Annotated in this window: 17 protein-coding genes; 6 read left to right on the forward strand and 11 right to left on the reverse strand. The window is 65.8% G+C overall.

Translation table 11 applies throughout. The annotated features are described in order from the left end of the window. A partial coding sequence (locus tag Q0A27_RS01980) for a TetR/AcrR family transcriptional regulator (protein WP_367273300.1) occupies positions 1 to 684 on the forward strand: 684 nt, incomplete at its 5' end. On the opposite strand, the gene Q0A27_RS01985 is transcribed toward Q0A27_RS01980, so the two are convergent. The 3 genes from Q0A27_RS01985 to trxA all read right to left on the reverse strand — a co-directional run bounded on the left by Q0A27_RS01985 (position 681) and on the right by trxA (position 3,846). Then, complete coding sequence (locus Q0A27_RS01985) at positions 681 to 2,201, reverse strand: MDR family MFS transporter (RefSeq protein ID WP_291473406.1); 1,521 nt, start codon at positions 2,199 to 2,201, stop codon at positions 681 to 683. The two genes, Q0A27_RS01980 and Q0A27_RS01985, sit on opposite strands and share 4 nt — an antisense overlap. A gap of 278 nt (positions 2,202 to 2,479) precedes the next feature. Beyond that, entirely contained in the window at positions 2,480 to 3,355 is an 876-nt protein-coding gene (locus Q0A27_RS01990) for a PspA/IM30 family protein (RefSeq protein WP_291473407.1), read from the reverse strand. A 119-nt stretch (positions 3,356 to 3,474) separates the two neighbouring features. Then, positions 3,475 to 3,846 (reverse strand): thioredoxin, encoded by a 372-nt coding sequence (trxA, locus tag Q0A27_RS01995; protein WP_014011454.1) that lies wholly within the window; start codon positions 3,844 to 3,846, stop codon positions 3,475 to 3,477. Positions 3,847 to 3,999: 153 nt separating this feature from the next. On the opposite strand from trxA, the gene Q0A27_RS02000 reads away from it, so the two are divergent. From Q0A27_RS02000 to Q0A27_RS02010, 3 genes are all read left to right on the forward strand, one after another. Continuing rightward, positions 4,000 to 4,494 (forward strand): hotdog fold domain-containing protein, encoded by a 495-nt coding sequence (locus tag Q0A27_RS02000; protein WP_291473408.1) that lies wholly within the window; start codon positions 4,000 to 4,002, stop codon positions 4,492 to 4,494. Between the two features lie 324 nt (positions 4,495 to 4,818). Then, entirely contained in the window at positions 4,819 to 5,268 is a 450-nt protein-coding gene (locus Q0A27_RS02005) for a CrcB family protein (protein WP_291473409.1), read from the forward strand. Next, positions 5,268 to 5,675 (forward strand): CrcB family protein, encoded by a 408-nt coding sequence (locus tag Q0A27_RS02010; RefSeq protein WP_291473410.1) that lies wholly within the window; start codon positions 5,268 to 5,270, stop codon positions 5,673 to 5,675. Before Q0A27_RS02005 ends, Q0A27_RS02010 begins: the two co-directional genes overlap by 1 nt. A gap of 9 nt (positions 5,676 to 5,684) precedes the next feature. Here the strand turns inward: Q0A27_RS02010 and Q0A27_RS02015 are convergent, their stop codons facing one another. Beyond that, on the reverse strand, positions 5,685 to 6,230 hold the full coding sequence (locus tag Q0A27_RS02015; RefSeq protein ID WP_291473411.1) for a YceI family protein: 546 nt from the start codon (positions 6,228 to 6,230) through the stop codon (positions 5,685 to 5,687). Positions 6,231 to 6,360: 130 nt separating this feature from the next. Here Q0A27_RS02015 and Q0A27_RS02020 point away from each other — a divergent pair, with 130 nt between their 5' ends. Next, positions 6,361 to 6,864: a MarR family winged helix-turn-helix transcriptional regulator gene (locus Q0A27_RS02020; protein ID WP_367273301.1), complete on the forward strand. Its 504-nt coding sequence runs from the start codon at positions 6,361 to 6,363 to the stop codon at positions 6,862 to 6,864. 10 nt (positions 6,865 to 6,874) lie between these two features. Here the strand turns inward: Q0A27_RS02020 and dnaB are convergent, their stop codons facing one another. From dnaB to Q0A27_RS02055, 7 genes are all read right to left on the reverse strand, one after another. Beyond that, a complete protein-coding gene (gene dnaB / locus Q0A27_RS02025; protein ID WP_291473413.1) occupies positions 6,875 to 8,443 on the reverse strand; it encodes a replicative DNA helicase in 1,569 nt (522 codons plus the stop codon). A gap of 676 nt (positions 8,444 to 9,119) precedes the next feature. Then, positions 9,120 to 9,572, reverse strand: a complete 453-nt coding sequence (rplI, locus tag Q0A27_RS02030) for a 50S ribosomal protein L9 (protein ID WP_291473414.1) — start codon at positions 9,570 to 9,572, stop codon at positions 9,120 to 9,122. A 66-nt stretch (positions 9,573 to 9,638) separates the two neighbouring features. Then, positions 9,639 to 10,265, reverse strand: a complete 627-nt coding sequence (locus tag Q0A27_RS02035) for a single-stranded DNA-binding protein (protein ID WP_291473415.1) — start codon at positions 10,263 to 10,265, stop codon at positions 9,639 to 9,641. 78 nt (positions 10,266 to 10,343) lie between these two features. Beyond that, entirely contained in the window at positions 10,344 to 10,643 is a 300-nt protein-coding gene (rpsF, locus tag Q0A27_RS02040) for a 30S ribosomal protein S6 (protein ID WP_291473416.1), read from the reverse strand. 85 nt (positions 10,644 to 10,728) lie between these two features. Beyond that, on the reverse strand, positions 10,729 to 10,911 hold the full coding sequence (locus tag Q0A27_RS02045; protein ID WP_291473417.1) for a hypothetical protein: 183 nt from the start codon (positions 10,909 to 10,911) through the stop codon (positions 10,729 to 10,731). 2 nt (positions 10,912 to 10,913) lie between these two features. Beyond that, positions 10,914 to 12,950: a transglycosylase domain-containing protein gene (locus Q0A27_RS02050; protein ID WP_291473450.1), complete on the reverse strand. Its 2,037-nt coding sequence runs from the start codon at positions 12,948 to 12,950 to the stop codon at positions 10,914 to 10,916. A 130-nt stretch (positions 12,951 to 13,080) separates the two neighbouring features. After that, positions 13,081 to 13,560, reverse strand: a complete 480-nt coding sequence (locus Q0A27_RS02055; protein WP_367273302.1) for a DUF5318 family protein — start codon at positions 13,558 to 13,560, stop codon at positions 13,081 to 13,083. A gap of 143 nt (positions 13,561 to 13,703) precedes the next feature. Here Q0A27_RS02055 and Q0A27_RS02060 point away from each other — a divergent pair, with 143 nt between their 5' ends. Beyond that, a complete protein-coding gene (locus tag Q0A27_RS02060; protein WP_291473419.1) occupies positions 13,704 to 14,858 on the forward strand; it encodes an inositol-3-phosphate synthase in 1,155 nt (384 codons plus the stop codon). The last annotated feature ends 93 nt before the right edge of the window (positions 14,859 to 14,951 follow it).

Below are 14,951 nucleotides of genomic sequence, written 5' to 3' on the forward strand. Positions count from 1 at the left end.
CCCGCCCCCTTCACCACGACCCGCCCGGCAGTCTCCCTGTCCACCTCCCGGACCGCCCGGCACTCCTCCCGCGTCCACCACCCGGACCGAGATTCCCGGACCGACATCCTCGACGCGGCGTCCTCCCTCATCGCCGACGGCGGATTCGTGGCCGTGACGACACGCAACATCGCCGAGCTCACCGGCATGGCGTCGGGTGCTGTGGAACGGCAGTTCGGCAGTCACGAGGATCTGCTCGCCGAGATGTTCCAACGGCTCGCGGCCACGGAACTCGCCGCCGTCGACCACGCCTCCCGGACCCACGGCCCCTCTGCCATCGAACGGCTCACCGCCCTGGTCGGTACCTTCGCCACCCGTGCCCTGCACGGCCGGCACACCGCCGAGGCGCTGCTGTTCGAGCCGGTGGGCGCGCGGGTGAACCAGGAACGGCTGACCTGCCGGCGTCAGTACCACGCACTGATCGTCGGCATCATCGCCGACGGTGTCGGCTCCGGTGAACTCCCCGCCCAGAACCCCACGACCTCGGCGCGGGCCGTCACCGGCACCGTCATCGAGTCCCTCCTCGGGTATCTCTCCCCCACTGTCCCCGTCTCCGGCGACGGCCGGGACGCGAAGGACGCCACCCCCCTGATCGACGAGGTCACGGAACTGGTCCTGCGCCTCGTCGGAGCTCACTGCCGCTAGGCCGTGACCTCGGCGTCGTCATCGGAGTTGATGACCTCGACCGGCTCACGCTTGGCGTCGATCCTGAAGATCACCGTCATGACGAGGGCGATGACGGCCAGCGCCACACCGAACCAGAAGGCGATCTTCACACCGTCGGTGACGAAGCCCAGCGGATCCGGGAGACCCTCCGGCGTGGTGGCGTTGGAGTGGGACGCACCGATGCCCATGATCGCCACGAACAGGGCGGTACCGGCGGCACCGGCCAGCTGCTGCAGGGTGTTGAGGATCGAGGAACCGTGCGAGGACAGCTTCACGTTGATGGAACTCAGCGCGTTGGACATCAGCGGGGTCATCATCATCGCCATACCGGCGTTGAGCACCACACCGTCGAGGATGAGGTACCAGATCGAGGTGTCCTCGTTGACGAAGACCATCAGACCCATCGCGACGGCCAGCAGGGCGGCACCGGGGATGATCAGCGGGCGGGTGCCCTTGGCGTCGTAGGCACGGCCGATGAACGGCGCCATGATGCCCTGGAGGATGCCGCCAGGCAGGGTGACCAGACCGGTCTGCAGGGCCGACAGACCGAGGACCTGCTGGCCGAAGATCGGCATGAGGATGATGAAGCCGAAGAGGGCGCAGAAACCGACGAGCAGGATCGCGACCGACAGGTTGTACTCGCGGGACTTCAACGGGGAGATGTTCATCAGCGGGGCAACGTCCTCGCCGGCCTCCTGCGCCTTGAGCAGCGCAGACTGGCGACGGAAGAACAGGGTGAGGATGAGGACGCCGATGACCAGGAAGATCGCGGACTGGGTCGGGAAACCGTCGGCCAGCTCAGAGAGCTTGGACAGGCCGTAGATCGTCGAGGCGAAACCGAGCGCGGAGAGCACTGCGGAGAAGACGTCGAACGGGGGTCGGCTGGTCGGGGTCAGAGCGCGCATCTGGGCACCACCGAAGGCGAGCGCCAGGGCACCGAGGATGATCATGGTGCCGAAGATCCAGCGCCAGGACGCGATCTCCAGGACGACACCGGCGTAGGTCGGTCCGACCGCCGGGCCGACGGCCATGACGATGGCGACGACGCCCATCATGGCGCCACGCTTCTCGACCGGGATGAGGACCATGATCGAGGTCATCAGCATCGGCATGATGATCGCGGTACCGGCGGCCTGCACGATGCGGGCGATGAGCAGCACCCAGAACTCCGGGGCGAAGGTCGCGATGACGCTGCCGACGACAAAGAGGGACAGGGCCGTGATGAACAGCACGCGGCTCGAGATACGGGCCATGAGGTAGCCGGTCATCGGGATGATGACGGCCATGGTCAGCATGAACGCGGTGGTCAGCCACTGTGCGGTGTCTGCGCCGACGTTGAACTCGATCATGAGATCAGGCAGGGCGTTCGAGAGGGTCGTCTCATTGAGGATCATCACGAACGCCGCGGCGACGATGATGCCGATGAGGAAGCCGGGGCGGGCAGGTTTCTCCGGGACGGATGCTACCGCCGCGGTGGGATTCTGGGGTTCAGACATGGTCCGAGAGGGTCACGCTTTCGTTGCTCGGTCTGGGGCCGTGAACTGCGGCTCTTCAGTGTGGACAGTGCGGGAGGAAGTCACCGGTGACTGTCTTCAGTGCCCGCTCCGGACCGGTCGGAGGGGCAGCGACGAGGAGCCAGCATACACCGGTTTTCACCGGATGCAAACTTGCACCTGAGATGCAAAGACAGACAAAAGCACAGGTGAACATGCGTTTACCTGTGCTCGTCCGGGTGATGTCGGCCACCCCGGCAGCCGTTTCGGAGGCGCCTGTCTCAGGAGCGACCGAAGGGGTTCTCCGGGGAGGACGCCGCGGCGTCCTCGGTAGCCTCCGCGTCCGCCGCGTCCGCGTCAGCGGCCCCCACCCCCGCCTCGATCGCTGCGTCCCCGCCGGACCCGCCCGACGCAGACTCCACGGCCGCCTGCTCCCCGCCGCCCATCGATGCACGGATCTGCTCGAGTCGGTTGGCCGCGGCCATGTCCCTACCGGACTGCTCGATCTCCGCCATCCGGCCGGAGACACTGCTCTCGGTGAGCTCCTGGGCACCGAGGGCATTGGCGTAGCGGGCCTCGATCTTCGCGCGCACCCCGTCGAGGGTCGGCACAGAATCATCGGCCTGGATGCCCTGCATGGACTCCATCGCCTGGTTGGAGGCCTCCTGCATCTTCGCCTGGTCGACCTGGGCGCGCAGCTGGTCGATCTGGGAGAGCTGCTCCTCCAGCTTCGCGGCGGACTGCGCCTGCTGCTGCTGTGCCTGCTCGGCGGCCTGACTGGCCTGCGCGTGGAGCTGCTTGGTCTGCTCGATCTGCTGCTCGACGGTGACCAGCTGGGTGGCGAAGATCTCCGCGGTGGACGCCAGATCGTTGGCCTTCGCCTGATCTCCTGAGGCGGTGGCGGCGTCCGCCTGCTGGATGGCGGTACGTGTATTGGCCTCCAGCGACTCGCGGTCCTTCGCCAGCCGGTTGAGCTGCATCTCGAGCTGGTTCCGGTTGCCGATGACCTTCGCGGCGGACTCGGTGATCTGCCGGTGCTGCTTCTTCGCGGCCTCGGTCGCCTGCTGGATCTGGACCTTCGGATCGGCGTTCTCGTCGATCTTCATGTCCAGAGACTGCATGAGGTACTTCCAGCCCTTGGAAAAAGGATTCGCCATGGTGACTCCCGGTGGTCGGTGGTAAGGTCAGTGCTGTCCAGCATAAACACTTCCTGCACGTCGCGTCAGCGACGATCACCGGCAGTCACCGGGACCGACCGGTCATTCCGGCCGGGAGATCAGCCCTCCTGGGACTGCTGCTCAGCGACCTTCTGGCGGACCTCGTCCATGTCCAGGCCCTCGACCTGCGTGATCAGGTCCTTGAGCGCCTTGGGGGGCAGGGCACCGGCGTCGCGGTAGACGAGGATGCCGTCGCGGAAGGCCATGAGGGTCGGGATGGACTGGATCTGCAGACCGGCGGCGAGCTCCTGGTTGGCCTCGGTGTCGATCTTGCCGAAGACGTGGTCCGGGTACTCCTCGGAGACCTGCTCGTAGACCGGGCTGAAGCGCTTGCAGGGACCACACCACTCGGCCCAGAAGTCGAGGAGGACGATGCCCTCCTTGTCGATGGTGTCCTTGAAATTGTCGTTGGTGATCGTCTGGGTGCTCATGTCTGGTCCTTTCGGGAAAAGCTGTTCAGGTCGTGCAACGCGCGGGTCCGGCGCCCTATTCCGCAGGCGGGGTACGGGTACTCCCGCCCACCGTACCGGCACTTTCCACCGAACGTCGGCGGAGTACGGCCCCACCCACTAGGCTGACCGCACATGAGCGACTCCACACCTCCCCTGCTGAAACTCTGGAAGAAGTTCAACGGCTCCGCCCCGCAGCGCGGCCTGTTCTCCCTGGGTTACGCCCTCAAGGCCCCCTACTTCCGCACCGTCGCCCCGCGTGTCCGCGAGGTCGAGCCCGGTCGTGCCGTGCTGCGCCTCGGCAAGTGGTGGGGCGTGCAGAACCACATCGGCACCTTCCACGTCATCGCCGCCCTCAACGGTGCCGAGGCCGCGATGGGCCTGGTCTGCGAGGCGACCGTGCCGAACACCCACCGCTGGATCCCCCGCGGTATGCGCGCCGACTACCCGGCGAAGTCCACAGGTGGACTGACCATCACCGCGACCCTCGACGACGTCGACTTCTCCGCCATCACCCGCGAGTCCGGCGGTGAACTGCACACCATCACCTTCCAGATACTCGACGACGCCGGCGTGGAGCCGGTCACCGCCGAGATCGACGTCTGGATCACCGCCAAGAAACCCCGCTGACCGCAGCTGACCGCACCCACCCCCTGTCCGGGTCCGACCCGGTGGTGGGCCCGGTATCGGTATCGGCGAGGCCGTCGCCCTCGGGCCCGTACCACCTCATCGACGGCGGTTACACCGCGCTGTAGCTGCGTCTCTCCAGTCGTCGGTGTAGTCTGACCGGCAGTACTTCAGGTTCCCGGGACGCGGTGACGCGGACCGGTGCCACGGCGGTGGGGCTCGCCGTACCCAACCTCGCCACCTCCCGTCCGGGAGGTACCACGACAACAGTCCCTACCGACCGCACGTCCGGTGTCCCTCCGGCGTGCCCGAAGGTAGGAGGACCCTGTGCCAGAACAGCCCCGTCAGCACCATCTGCGGCCCGGCTTCATCCTCATCGTCGTCCTCGGCGGCATGGTCGGCGTCGCCGCGCGCGAAGGGCTCGTTCTCGCGTTCCCCTACGACGACGTGCCCTGGGTCATCGGCGCAATCAACATCGGCGGCGCGTTCCTCCTGGGGTTCCTGCTCGATCTGCTCCCCCGGCTCGGTCCGGACACGGGAGGACGCCGCGCCCTCCGTCTGTTCGTCGGCACCGGCATGCTCGGCGGGTTCACCACCTACAGCGCCCTGGCGACGGACGCCGCGTCCCTCACCTCGGGCGGTCTGCCGGTTGCTGGACTGGGGTACGCGCTGGTCTCGGTGGTTCTGGGCGTTCTCGCTGCGGCGGCGGGCATTCGGACAGCTGCGGCGGTACGCGTCACCCCGCGGGTCGAACTGACCGGGGAGGAGGACGCCTGATGACTGCCCTGCTCTTCTGCGTCCTCTGCGTCGCCGGTGGTGCCGGTGCCGGATCCCGCTTCGTCCTCGACGGAGTGGTCAAGGCACGGCTCGCCCACCGATTCACCGACAGCGACGTCGCCGGCCTGCCGTGGGCGACGTTCCTCATCAACGCCACCGGTTCACTGCTCCTGGGCCTGCTCACCGGGCTGGTCACCGCCGGTGCTCTGCCGGAGGACTGGCAGTCTGTCGTCGGAACCGGATTCCTCGGCGGCTACACGACCTTCTCCACGGCGACGGTGGAGACCGTGAACCTGATACGGCAGAACCGTCACCGGGCGGCGGCGCTCAACGGGGTGGGCGTACTGGTGGTGACGGTTCTGCTCGCGGGTCTCGGCCTGTGGGCCGGGACGCAGCTGGCCGGTTGACTCTGCCGACTAGGCGTTCTTCGTGGCGGAGATGTCGAAGTTCAGCTTGATCTTCTCGGAGACGAGGACGCCGTCGGTCTTCAGCGGGGCGTTCCAGGTCAGGCCGAAGTCGGAGCGGTTGATCTCGGTGGAACCCTCGAAGCCGACGCGGGTGTTGCCCCACGGATCCACGACCTCACCGTCGAACTCGAAGTCGACGGTGACGGACTTCGTGACGTCCTTGATGGTCAGGTCACCGGTGATCTCGAGCTCGTCGTCGCCCTTGGCAGCGACGGAGGTGGAGGTGAAGGTGATCTTCGGGAAGTTCTCGATGTCGAAGAAGTCGGCGGACTTCACGTGACCGTCGCGGTCGGCGTTACGGGTGTCGATGGAGCCGGCCTCGATTTCGATGGAGATGGTGGCGTCGGAGAGGTTCTCGCCGGTGGTGGCGGTGCCGGTGAAGTCGGTGAAGGAGCCGCGGACCTTGGTGACCATCGCGTGGCGGGCGGTGAAGCCGATCTCGGAGTGGGCGGGGTCGATGGTGAAGGTGCCGGCGTAGTCGTTGACGGAGCTCATGGTGTGAACCTTTCGGTTGGCTTTCTGTGATGTTCTGTGACGTCCCACGGTCTCCCGCGGTGATGGGGACCAGTGTAGACCCATTTAGTTGACGTGTCAACCATCAGTCCGATGTGATTGAATGGTGGACATGACCCGCACTGATGACCAGGACCCCCAGGAACCCCGCTGGCTCTCCGATGAGGAGCAGCAGCTCTGGCGTCGGTGGCTGCTGGCAGGTACCCGGATCCAGGCCAGTCTGGCGCGTCAGATGCAGCGTGACAGCGGGATCTCCATGGCGGACTACGAGGTGCTCGTCAACCTCTCCGAAGCCCCCGGTCACCGGATGCGCATCGCCGCACTCGCCGACCGGCTGCAGTGGGACCGCTCCCGTCTCTCCCACCAGATCACCCGCATGCGCAACCGTGAGCTGGTCGACCGGGAGGCGTGTGGCGACGACCGTCGCGGCGCCTTCATCGTCCTCACCCCGACCGGTCTCGAAGTCATCGCCGAGGCCGCTCCCGGCCACGTGAAGACCGTCCGGGAGCTGTTCATCGACCGCCTCTCCCCCGCCCAGGCCACGGAACTCTCCGCAATCCTGGGCGATCTCCTCACCCAGTTCGAGATCCCCCCGGAGTGCCTCGGCGAGAAGTGACTCCCCCGGCTCACGCCCCCGGCGACAGCTCCGAGAAGCGCGAGTAGTGCAGCTGGTGGGCCACCCGCACCGTGCCGATCGGACCACCACGGTGCTTCGCCAGGATCAGATCCGCCTCACCGGCCCGCTCATGGTCACGGTTCTGTGAGTCAGGACGGTTGATGAGGATGACGATGTCGGCGTCCTGCTCCAGCGAACCGGACTCACGCAGGTCGGACACGCGCGGCAGCGCGTCGTCACCACGAGCCTCCACACCACGGTTGAGCTGCGAGATCGCCACCAGCGGCACGTCGACCTCCTTGGCCAGCAGCTTGAGCTGACGGGAGAACTCCGACACCTCCTGCTGACGCGACTCGACCTTCTTACCCGAGCTCATCAGCTGCAGGTAGTCGACCACGATGAGGCCCAGGTTGTGCTTCTGTGCCAGGCGACGGGCCTTCGCCCGGATCTCGGTCATCGTGAGGTTCGGTGAGTCGTCGATGAAGATCGGCGCATTCTCGATCTGGGTGACGCGACGGGTGAGCTTGTCCCACTGCCCGTCATCCATCTTGCCACCGCGCATCGCCGACAGCGGCACCGCCGCCTCCGCCGAGAAGACACGCATCATCACCTCGGACTTGCTCATCTCGAGGGAGAACAGCACCGAGGCCTTGTTCTGCTGGACCGAGACCGAGCGCATGAAGTCCAGCGCCAACGTCGACTTACCGACGCCGGGACGCGCCGCGACGATGATCATCTGACCACCGCGGAAACCGTTGGTCATCTCGTCGAGGTCATGGAACCCCGACATCACGCCACCCTCACCGCCGGCACCGGACGCCAGGTCGTCGAGCTCGTCCATGGTGGACTCCAGCAGGTCCGCCAGGACCATGTAGTCCTCGCTGGCGGACTCGTTGGTGATGTTGAACATCTCCTGCTGGGCGCGGTCCACCACGCTCTCCAGCTCCGCGCCCTCCAGGCCCGAGTAGCCGTACTGGACGATGCGGGTGCCCGCCCCCACCAGACGACGCAGCACCGCCTTCTCGGCGACCAGGTCGGCGTAATAGCCCGCGTTGGCGGACGTCGGCACCTTACTTGACAGCTCGTGGAGGTACGGCAACCCACCGACCTCGTCAATGAGACCGTTGTTGTCGAGCCGGCCACCGAGGATGACCGGGTCGACCTCCATACCCTCGCCGTAGAGCTCGAGTATGGTCTCGTAGATGGTGCGGTGGGCCGGACGGTAGAAGTCCTCCGGCTTAAGACGCTCGACGACATCGGCGATGGCGTCCTTGCTCAGCATCATGCCGCCGAGGACGCCCTGCTCGGCCTCCACGTTCTGAGGCATCTGCCGCATCGGCTCACCGAGACCGGAGAAGTCGGCGTTGCCGTTGTCACGGCCGCGCCCCTTCCCCTTGCCCCGGAAGTTCCCGCCGGACCGGCCGGCAGTACTCCCGCCACCGCCCCCGAAGCTGTCGCCGGGCCCCTCGTCCCAGGCCGACGGCTCGGGCGGCAGCGGGGTATCCCCGAAAGTCGTCGCGAAGTTCTCCCCGGAGCTTCCCCCCGGCACGTCGGTCCCCATGTTCTCCTGTGCACTCATGAGCCCACTGTAGACGCGTCCGAGGGGGTGGTCCAAGCGCGGGGGAAGTGCACTGTGCTCCAGCTCTCCACAGAGTTATCCACAAGCCGTTGTGGACAACTTGTGGACACGGGGTGCATAGCTGGCAATGGTGCAGGTCGCATTGTGGACAACCTGTGGACAACTCCCTCCCGCAAGGTAAGGTGACCATCATTTACGCAGGTCAACGAGCTATGGCGCTGTGGACTGTATGGAAACCGTGCGTGGACAACTTCGCGCCCGTCCGCCGAACAGCAGGTGAACGTAGGTCTGTTTCCATCACCGCAGGTCGCATATGCGCATATTTACCCTACTTTATGCATCGGGCTGTACGTGAGTTGTCCACAGGTACGGAAACCGGCCGGGACGCGCCCCGGGGCCAAAGGGCGCCCTCCCGGAGAACCCCCGGTGGCCCCGGATCACGGACACGTCGAAAACACGACACGGACCTGCCCCGGTGTCTGGCCGGGAAGGTCCGTGTCGTGTGCTGTTGTCGAAGTATGTTCTTCGGGGTCGCCCTCGTTCCCTGGGCGCAGTGGATGACGGAGACCGGGTGTCTGGGCCGGTCGTCCCCGGTTGTCTGGGCCGGGGCCGTCCCGCGCTGCGGTTCACCGTGACGGTGTACTGCGGGGAGGGCGGATAACGGTGGTGACGCCAGTTACTTGGCGACGACCTTGAAGTTCAGGGAAGCGACAACCTGCGGGTGCAGCTTGACGTCCACGTTGTAGGAGCCGGTCGCCTTGATGTCGCCCTGGTTGAGGACGATGGTGCGCTTGTCCAGCTCGCGACCGCCGGCAGCCTTGACGGCGGCGGCGATATCGGCGGCGTTGATGGAGCCGAAGAGCTTGCCCTTGTCAGAGGTGCGGACCTTGACGGTCACACCCTGCAGGTGGTCGATCTCGGCCTTGACCTCGTGAGCGTGGTCCAGGTCGCGGATGACCTTGTCAGCCTGCGCGCGACGGATGTTCTCGACCTGTGCCTCAGCACCCTTGGTGGCGGTGATCGCCAGGCCGCGGGGGAGCAGGTAGTTACGGCCGTAGCCGGCCTTGACCTCGACGATGTCGCCCGGGACACCGAGGTTGTCAACGGCAGCGGTGAGGATCAGCTTCATTGATCCGGTGCCTTTCGTTGTTCTGTGGGTTTGCGGAAGTGTCTGTGAACGCGTTCACACGACAGATCAGAACGGGGGCTCGTCGCCACCGTCGAAACCGGAGGACTGCGGAGCGGAGCTCCAGGGGTCGTCGTCAGTGGACGCGTTGCGTCCGCCGAAGCCGCCCTGGTTACCCTGCTGCGGGGCAGCGGAGCGGTTCTGGTTCCCACCGAAACCGCCCTGGTTGCCCGCGTTGCCCTGGCCGCCCTGGTTGCCACCGGAGTAGCCGCCCTGGTTGCCCTGGTTGCCCTGGTTTCCACCATTCCAGTTCCCCTGACCACCCTGACGGGGAGTCTTGGTGACCTGGGACGTCGCGTACCGCAGAGACGGACCGACCTCGTCGACCTCGACCTCGTACACGGTGCGCTTCTCACCTTCGCGCGTGTCGTAGCTGCGCTGTCGCAGACGGCCCTGGACGATCACCCGGTCACCCTTGGTGAGCGAGTTCGCCACATTCTCGGCCGCCTGACGCCATATGTTGCAGGCCAGGAAGAGAGCTTCACCGTCCACCCACTGGTTCGACTGTGAGTCGAACCGGCGCGGGGTGGAGGCGACACGGAAGTTCGCCACGGCAGCGCCCGAAGGCGTGTACCGGAGTTCAGGATCAGCAACGAGGTTGCCGACCAGAGTGATCGGGGTGTCTCCCTGTGCCATGTGGTGTCTTTCCTGTCTTCGCTGGCGATGATGAGGTGGTGGAACCGGGAATCCGGTTGACCTGCGCCGTGAGGAGCCTTACTTGGCGTCCTTGCGCAGCACCTTGGTGCGCATGATGGTGTCGTTCAGGTTCAGCAGACGGTCAAGCTCCTGGACGGTAGCCGACTCGCAGTGCATGTCGACGACGGCGTAGATGCCCTCGGCCTGCTTGTTGATCGGGTACTCCAGGCGACGCTTGCCCCAGATGTCAACGTTGTCGACCGTACCGTTTTCCTTGCGAACCGTCTCGAGGAACTTATCCAGGGACGGGGCAACGGTGCGCTCGTCCTGGGACGGGTCGATGATGATCATCATCTCGTATTGACGCACGGACCTCATCACCTCCTGTGGTCTAGTGTTTCGGCCGTGCCCCTGTTGGGCGCGGCAGGAGGGTTCGTTGCGTCAGCAACCGGTCCAGCATACTCTACGAGGCCCAGAACACCGCAATCCCCACCGGCACGAGTGTGATGAACACGACCGCGGCGGTGAACAGCCCCCACGTCACCGCCGCCCGCCGCCGTGCCATGAAGCTCTTGAAGGACGCTCCGAAGAGCACGAATCCGATGAAGACACTCACCATCGTGACGATGAGCCCGGCGTCCGACACGGTCAGTTTCCTCCGTTGAGGAAGTCGTCGATCATCTGCCCGACATCCGGCAGTTCACCGCCACCGTTGTCGGCCCCGCCACCGTTGTCCTCCGGCGCCGGAGCTTCCTCTGCCGGACTGTCCTGCGTATCCTGCTGCGGGGTGCTGTCGTAGCCACCCGTCCAGCCACCGGTGCCACCGGAGCTGCCGGTGGAGGTGTCGGCGGACACGCCGCCCTCGAAGTTCTCCGCCGGCTCATCGACCAGCGCGGCGTCCATGAAGGTCTTCCAGATGTCCGCCGGCGACTTCGAACCGTACATGGACCCGCCGTAGGTCATGTCGACCAACGGCTGACCGTTGACGTTGCCCATCCAGACCGCCGTGGCGAGCTGCGGGGTGGAGCCGATCATCCAGGCGTCCTTGTTGGCGCCCGTGTCACCCAGCTGGGCGGTACCGGTCTTCGCGGCGGACTGGCGTCCACCGGCCAGGTCATGGTTGTTGGAGTAACCGGCGATCGGGCCCATGGCCGAGATCACGGCGTCCGCGGTATCCGGGTTGATGACCTGGGTACCCTCCATCCCGGAGTTGTCCAGCAGTACTTCACCGGACTGGGTCTCGACCTTCTCGACGAAGTGCGCCGGGATGTACTTGCCCTGGTTGGACAGGGTCGCCAGGATGGACGCCATGTCCAGCGGACGGGACTGGTACTGACCCAGGGTGATGCCCTCGTAGGGGGTTCCACCGTTCTCTGTGAGTGTCTGGTCGATGCCCGGGATGGACTCGGCGGCACCCAGTCTGTGGGCCATGTCCGCGACGTCCTGGGCACCGTTGTCGAGGCTCTGGGTCAGTCGGATGAAGGACGTGTTCAGCGACATCTTCAGTGCCTGGGCCAGGGAACAGGTACCGCAGGCCTCGCCCGAGTCATTGGTGACCGTGTTGTCACCGGAGGTGACAGGGGAGGAGTCGTACATCGCACTGGTGGGGATTCCCTGCTCCACCGCGGCGGCCAGGGTGACGATCTTGAAGGTCGAACCGGTCTGCAGGCCGGCATTCGCCCAGTCGTAACCGTTCGGGTCATCGCCGCCGTAGTAGGCCTCGATGCCACCGGTCTTCGGGTTGACGGAGACGCCGGCGGACCGGACGTCGTCCCCGTAGGAGTCCAGGCGGGAGTGGACCGCGTCCACCATGGCCTGCTGCTTGGCCGGGTCGATGGTGGTGGTGATCTTCAGACCACCGGTGTTCACCGCCTCCTCCGAGATGCCGTTCGCCGCGAGCTCGGCGAGGACCTGCGACTTGATCAGGCCGTTCGTGCCCTCGGCGATCGAGCCCTGGTCGACGGTAGCCGGGTCGATGGTCTCGGGGTAGACCGCCGCCGCCCGCTGGTTGTTGTCGATGCTGCCCAGCCCGACGAGCCCGTCCATCACGTAGTTCCAGCGGTCCTCGGCCTCGGGACGGTTGGTCCACGGGTCGAGCTGGCTGGGCCGCTGGATGGACGCGGCGAGCACCGCACCCTCCTCGACGGTGAGTTCCTGGACCGGCTTGTTGAAGTAGGCCTTCGCCGCAGCACTGATGCCGTAGGCGTTACGTCCGAAGTAGATGGTGTTGAGGTAGGCCTCGAGGATCTCGTCCTTGGACCACTCCCGCGTCATCTTCGCGGAGATGACCAGCTCCTTGCCCTTACGGACCAGGGAGCGCTCGTCACCGACCACCGCGTTCTTCACGTACTGCTGGGTGATGGTGGAACCACCACCGGCGGAGTCGTTACCGGTGAGCTGGCCGATCGCCGCACGCCCGAAGCCGGTGACCGAGAAGCCGCTGTTCGAGTAGAAGTCGCGGTCTTCGGCGGAGATCACGGCGCTGCGGACATGCTCGGGCACCTCGCCGATGTCGATGTTCTCGCGGTTGCCCTCCGGGGGCACGATGCGGGCGAGCTCCGAGGAGCCGTCCGCCGCGTAGATGTTCGAGATCTGGTTGTTCTGGAGCTCTTCAGGCTGCGGAACCTTCGTCACCGCGTAGGCGGCGAAGAAGGCGACGAGCGGCACGATGATGAGGACCGCGATAACCGAGCAGACGGTCGTGACGACCCGCCGCCACCGCGGACGGCGACGCCGGGTCCGGACGCGGAGATTCTCCCCGGCGTCACCCGACGACGCGGCCGCGCCGTTCACGTCCTCGTTCGAACTGTTGTCGTTAGTCACCTAGCTGGTCTTCCCGTCGATGGCCGGGCCCGTCGTCGTACGCTGTGGGATACTCCACGGGCCCGGATTCTGGCAGAACTTTCCCGGCAACTCCCCGGTACCTGTCCTCCCGGAGAAGATGGTTCCACCCGCACCGCAGGCAGACCTCCACCGTGTGGACGGTGAGTTCCTCACCGCCCCGGAGGACAGACAGAAGCTGTCGTATCTCCGCAAGACTACGCGCTGTGCCTGACTTTTCCCCTATTGCAGTGCCATGGATCCACTGAGTTTCCCGCAGGTCCGCACCACACACCGGACATGTCCGACCAGTGGAGACGCCGAGTACCTCAGCACTGGACCGCGCCTCACGGGTCGCATCACATGCCTCGGCCCGGGAGATTTCGCCGCGGGACAGGGCACGCAGCGTACGACGCCGGTCCAGTTCGTGGTCCACCGAACGATAGGGGACAGGGGAGTGGGTCATACCCACCATTCTAAGGAGCGCCGGACACAGGCCGGGGCACCCGACCGGCACCCCGACTTGATCGGTCAAGCAATCCGGTGAACCGGTCAAGAGCCGTTCAGACCCTTTTCGACGTGCAGGTTTTCACCGGAACGGGTCTATGGTCCAGAGCCATGACCGAGAACACCTCTTCCAACATCAAGCTCGCCATCGTGGGCCTGGGCAACTGTGCCACCTCTCTCGTCCAGGGCCTCGAGTACTACAAGGACACCCCGGACGACGACACCGTGCCCGGCCTCATGCATGTCCGCTTCGGTGACTACCACGTCCGAGACATCGATCTCGTCGCCGCCTTCGACGTGGACGCCGACAAGGTCGGCAAGGACGTCTCCGTCGCCATCGAGTCCGGCCAGAACTGCACCATCAAGATCTGCGACGTCCCGGAGACCGGCGTCACCGTCCAGCGCGGACGCACCCTCGACGGCCTGGGCAAGTACTACCGCGAGTCGATCGAGGAGTCCGCCGAGCCGGACGCCACCCACGACGACATCGTCAACACCCTCAAGGAGACAGGTGCCGACGTGCTGGTCTGCTACCTCCCGGTGGGTTCCGAGGAAGCAGACAAGTTCTACGCGCAGTGCTGCATCGACGCCGGTGTCGCCTTCGTCAACGCCCTCCCCGTCTTCATCGCCTCCGACCCCGAGTGGGAGAAGAAGTTCGCCGACGCCGGCGTCCCGATCGTCGGTGACGACATCAAGAGCCAGGTCGGTGCGACCATCACCCACCGCGTCCTCGCGAAGCTCTTCGAGGACCGCGGCGTGACCGTGGACCGCACCTACCAGCTCAACGTCGGCGGCAACATGGACTTCAAGAACATGCTCGAGCGTGAGCGTCTCGAGTCCAAGAAGGTCTCCAAGACCCAGGCCGTGACCTCCAACCTGCACGGCGAGCTGGCCGGCAAGATCTCCGACCGCAACGTCCACATCGGCCCGTCCGACCACGTCGAGTGGCTCGACGACCGCAAGTGGGCCTTCATCCGCCTCGAGGGTCGCGCCTTCGGCGATGTCCCGTTGAACCTGGAGTACAAGCTCGAGGTCTGGGACTCCCCGAACTCCGCCGGCGTCATCATCGACGCGGTGCGTGCCGCGAAGATCGCGAAGGACCGCGGCATCGGCGGCTCCGTCGACCCGGCCTCCACCTACCTCATGAAGTCCCCGCGCCGCCAGGTCAACGATGACCAGGGCCGCAAGGACCTCGAGGTGTTCATCGCCGGCGAAGATGGCGCTGACCTGCAGCAGGACGTCACCGAGTCCCTCGCCCGTCTCTGACCGACCCGCTCCACCCGCTGACCGTCACACTGTGACGGTCAGCATATTCTTCCAGAACATTCCGCCCCGGTGAACAATTCGTCCGTAGAACAG

It is taken from the genome of Corynebacterium sp. (assembly GCF_022712275.1).
Lineage (GTDB): Bacteria > Actinomycetota > Actinomycetes > Mycobacteriales > Mycobacteriaceae > Corynebacterium.

Bases quoted from the DNA above. Each gene is read 5' to 3' on its own strand.
- Q0A27_RS01985 (WP_291473406.1), bottom strand. From the start codon at position 2,201: ATGTCTGAACCCCAGAATCCCACCGCGGCGGTAGCATCCGTCCCGGAG.
- Q0A27_RS01990 (WP_291473407.1), bottom strand. From the start codon at position 3,355: ATGGCGAATCCTTTTTCCAAGGGCTGGAAGTACCTCATGCAGTCTCTG.
- trxA (WP_014011454.1), bottom strand. From the start codon at position 3,846: ATGAGCACCCAGACGATCACCAACGACAATTTCAAGGACACCATCGAC.
- Q0A27_RS02000 (WP_291473408.1), top strand. From the start codon at position 4,000: ATGAGCGACTCCACACCTCCCCTGCTGAAACTCTGGAAGAAGTTCAAC.
- Q0A27_RS02010 (WP_291473410.1), top strand. From the start codon at position 5,268: ATGACTGCCCTGCTCTTCTGCGTCCTCTGCGTCGCCGGTGGTGCCGGT.
- Q0A27_RS02015 (WP_291473411.1), bottom strand. From the start codon at position 6,230: ATGAGCTCCGTCAACGACTACGCCGGCACCTTCACCATCGACCCCGCC.
- Q0A27_RS02020 (WP_367273301.1), top strand. From the start codon at position 6,361: ATGACCCGCACTGATGACCAGGACCCCCAGGAACCCCGCTGGCTCTCC.
- dnaB (WP_291473413.1), bottom strand. From the start codon at position 8,443: ATGAGTGCACAGGAGAACATGGGGACCGACGTGCCGGGGGGAAGCTCC.
- rplI (WP_291473414.1), bottom strand. From the start codon at position 9,572: ATGAAGCTGATCCTCACCGCTGCCGTTGACAACCTCGGTGTCCCGGGC.
- Q0A27_RS02035 (WP_291473415.1), bottom strand. From the start codon at position 10,265: ATGGCACAGGGAGACACCCCGATCACTCTGGTCGGCAACCTCGTTGCT.
- rpsF (WP_291473416.1), bottom strand. From the start codon at position 10,643: ATGAGGTCCGTGCGTCAATACGAGATGATGATCATCATCGACCCGTCC.
- Q0A27_RS02055 (WP_367273302.1), bottom strand. From the start codon at position 13,560: ATGGTGGGTATGACCCACTCCCCTGTCCCCTATCGTTCGGTGGACCAC.
- Q0A27_RS02060 (WP_291473419.1), top strand. From the start codon at position 13,704: ATGACCGAGAACACCTCTTCCAACATCAAGCTCGCCATCGTGGGCCTG.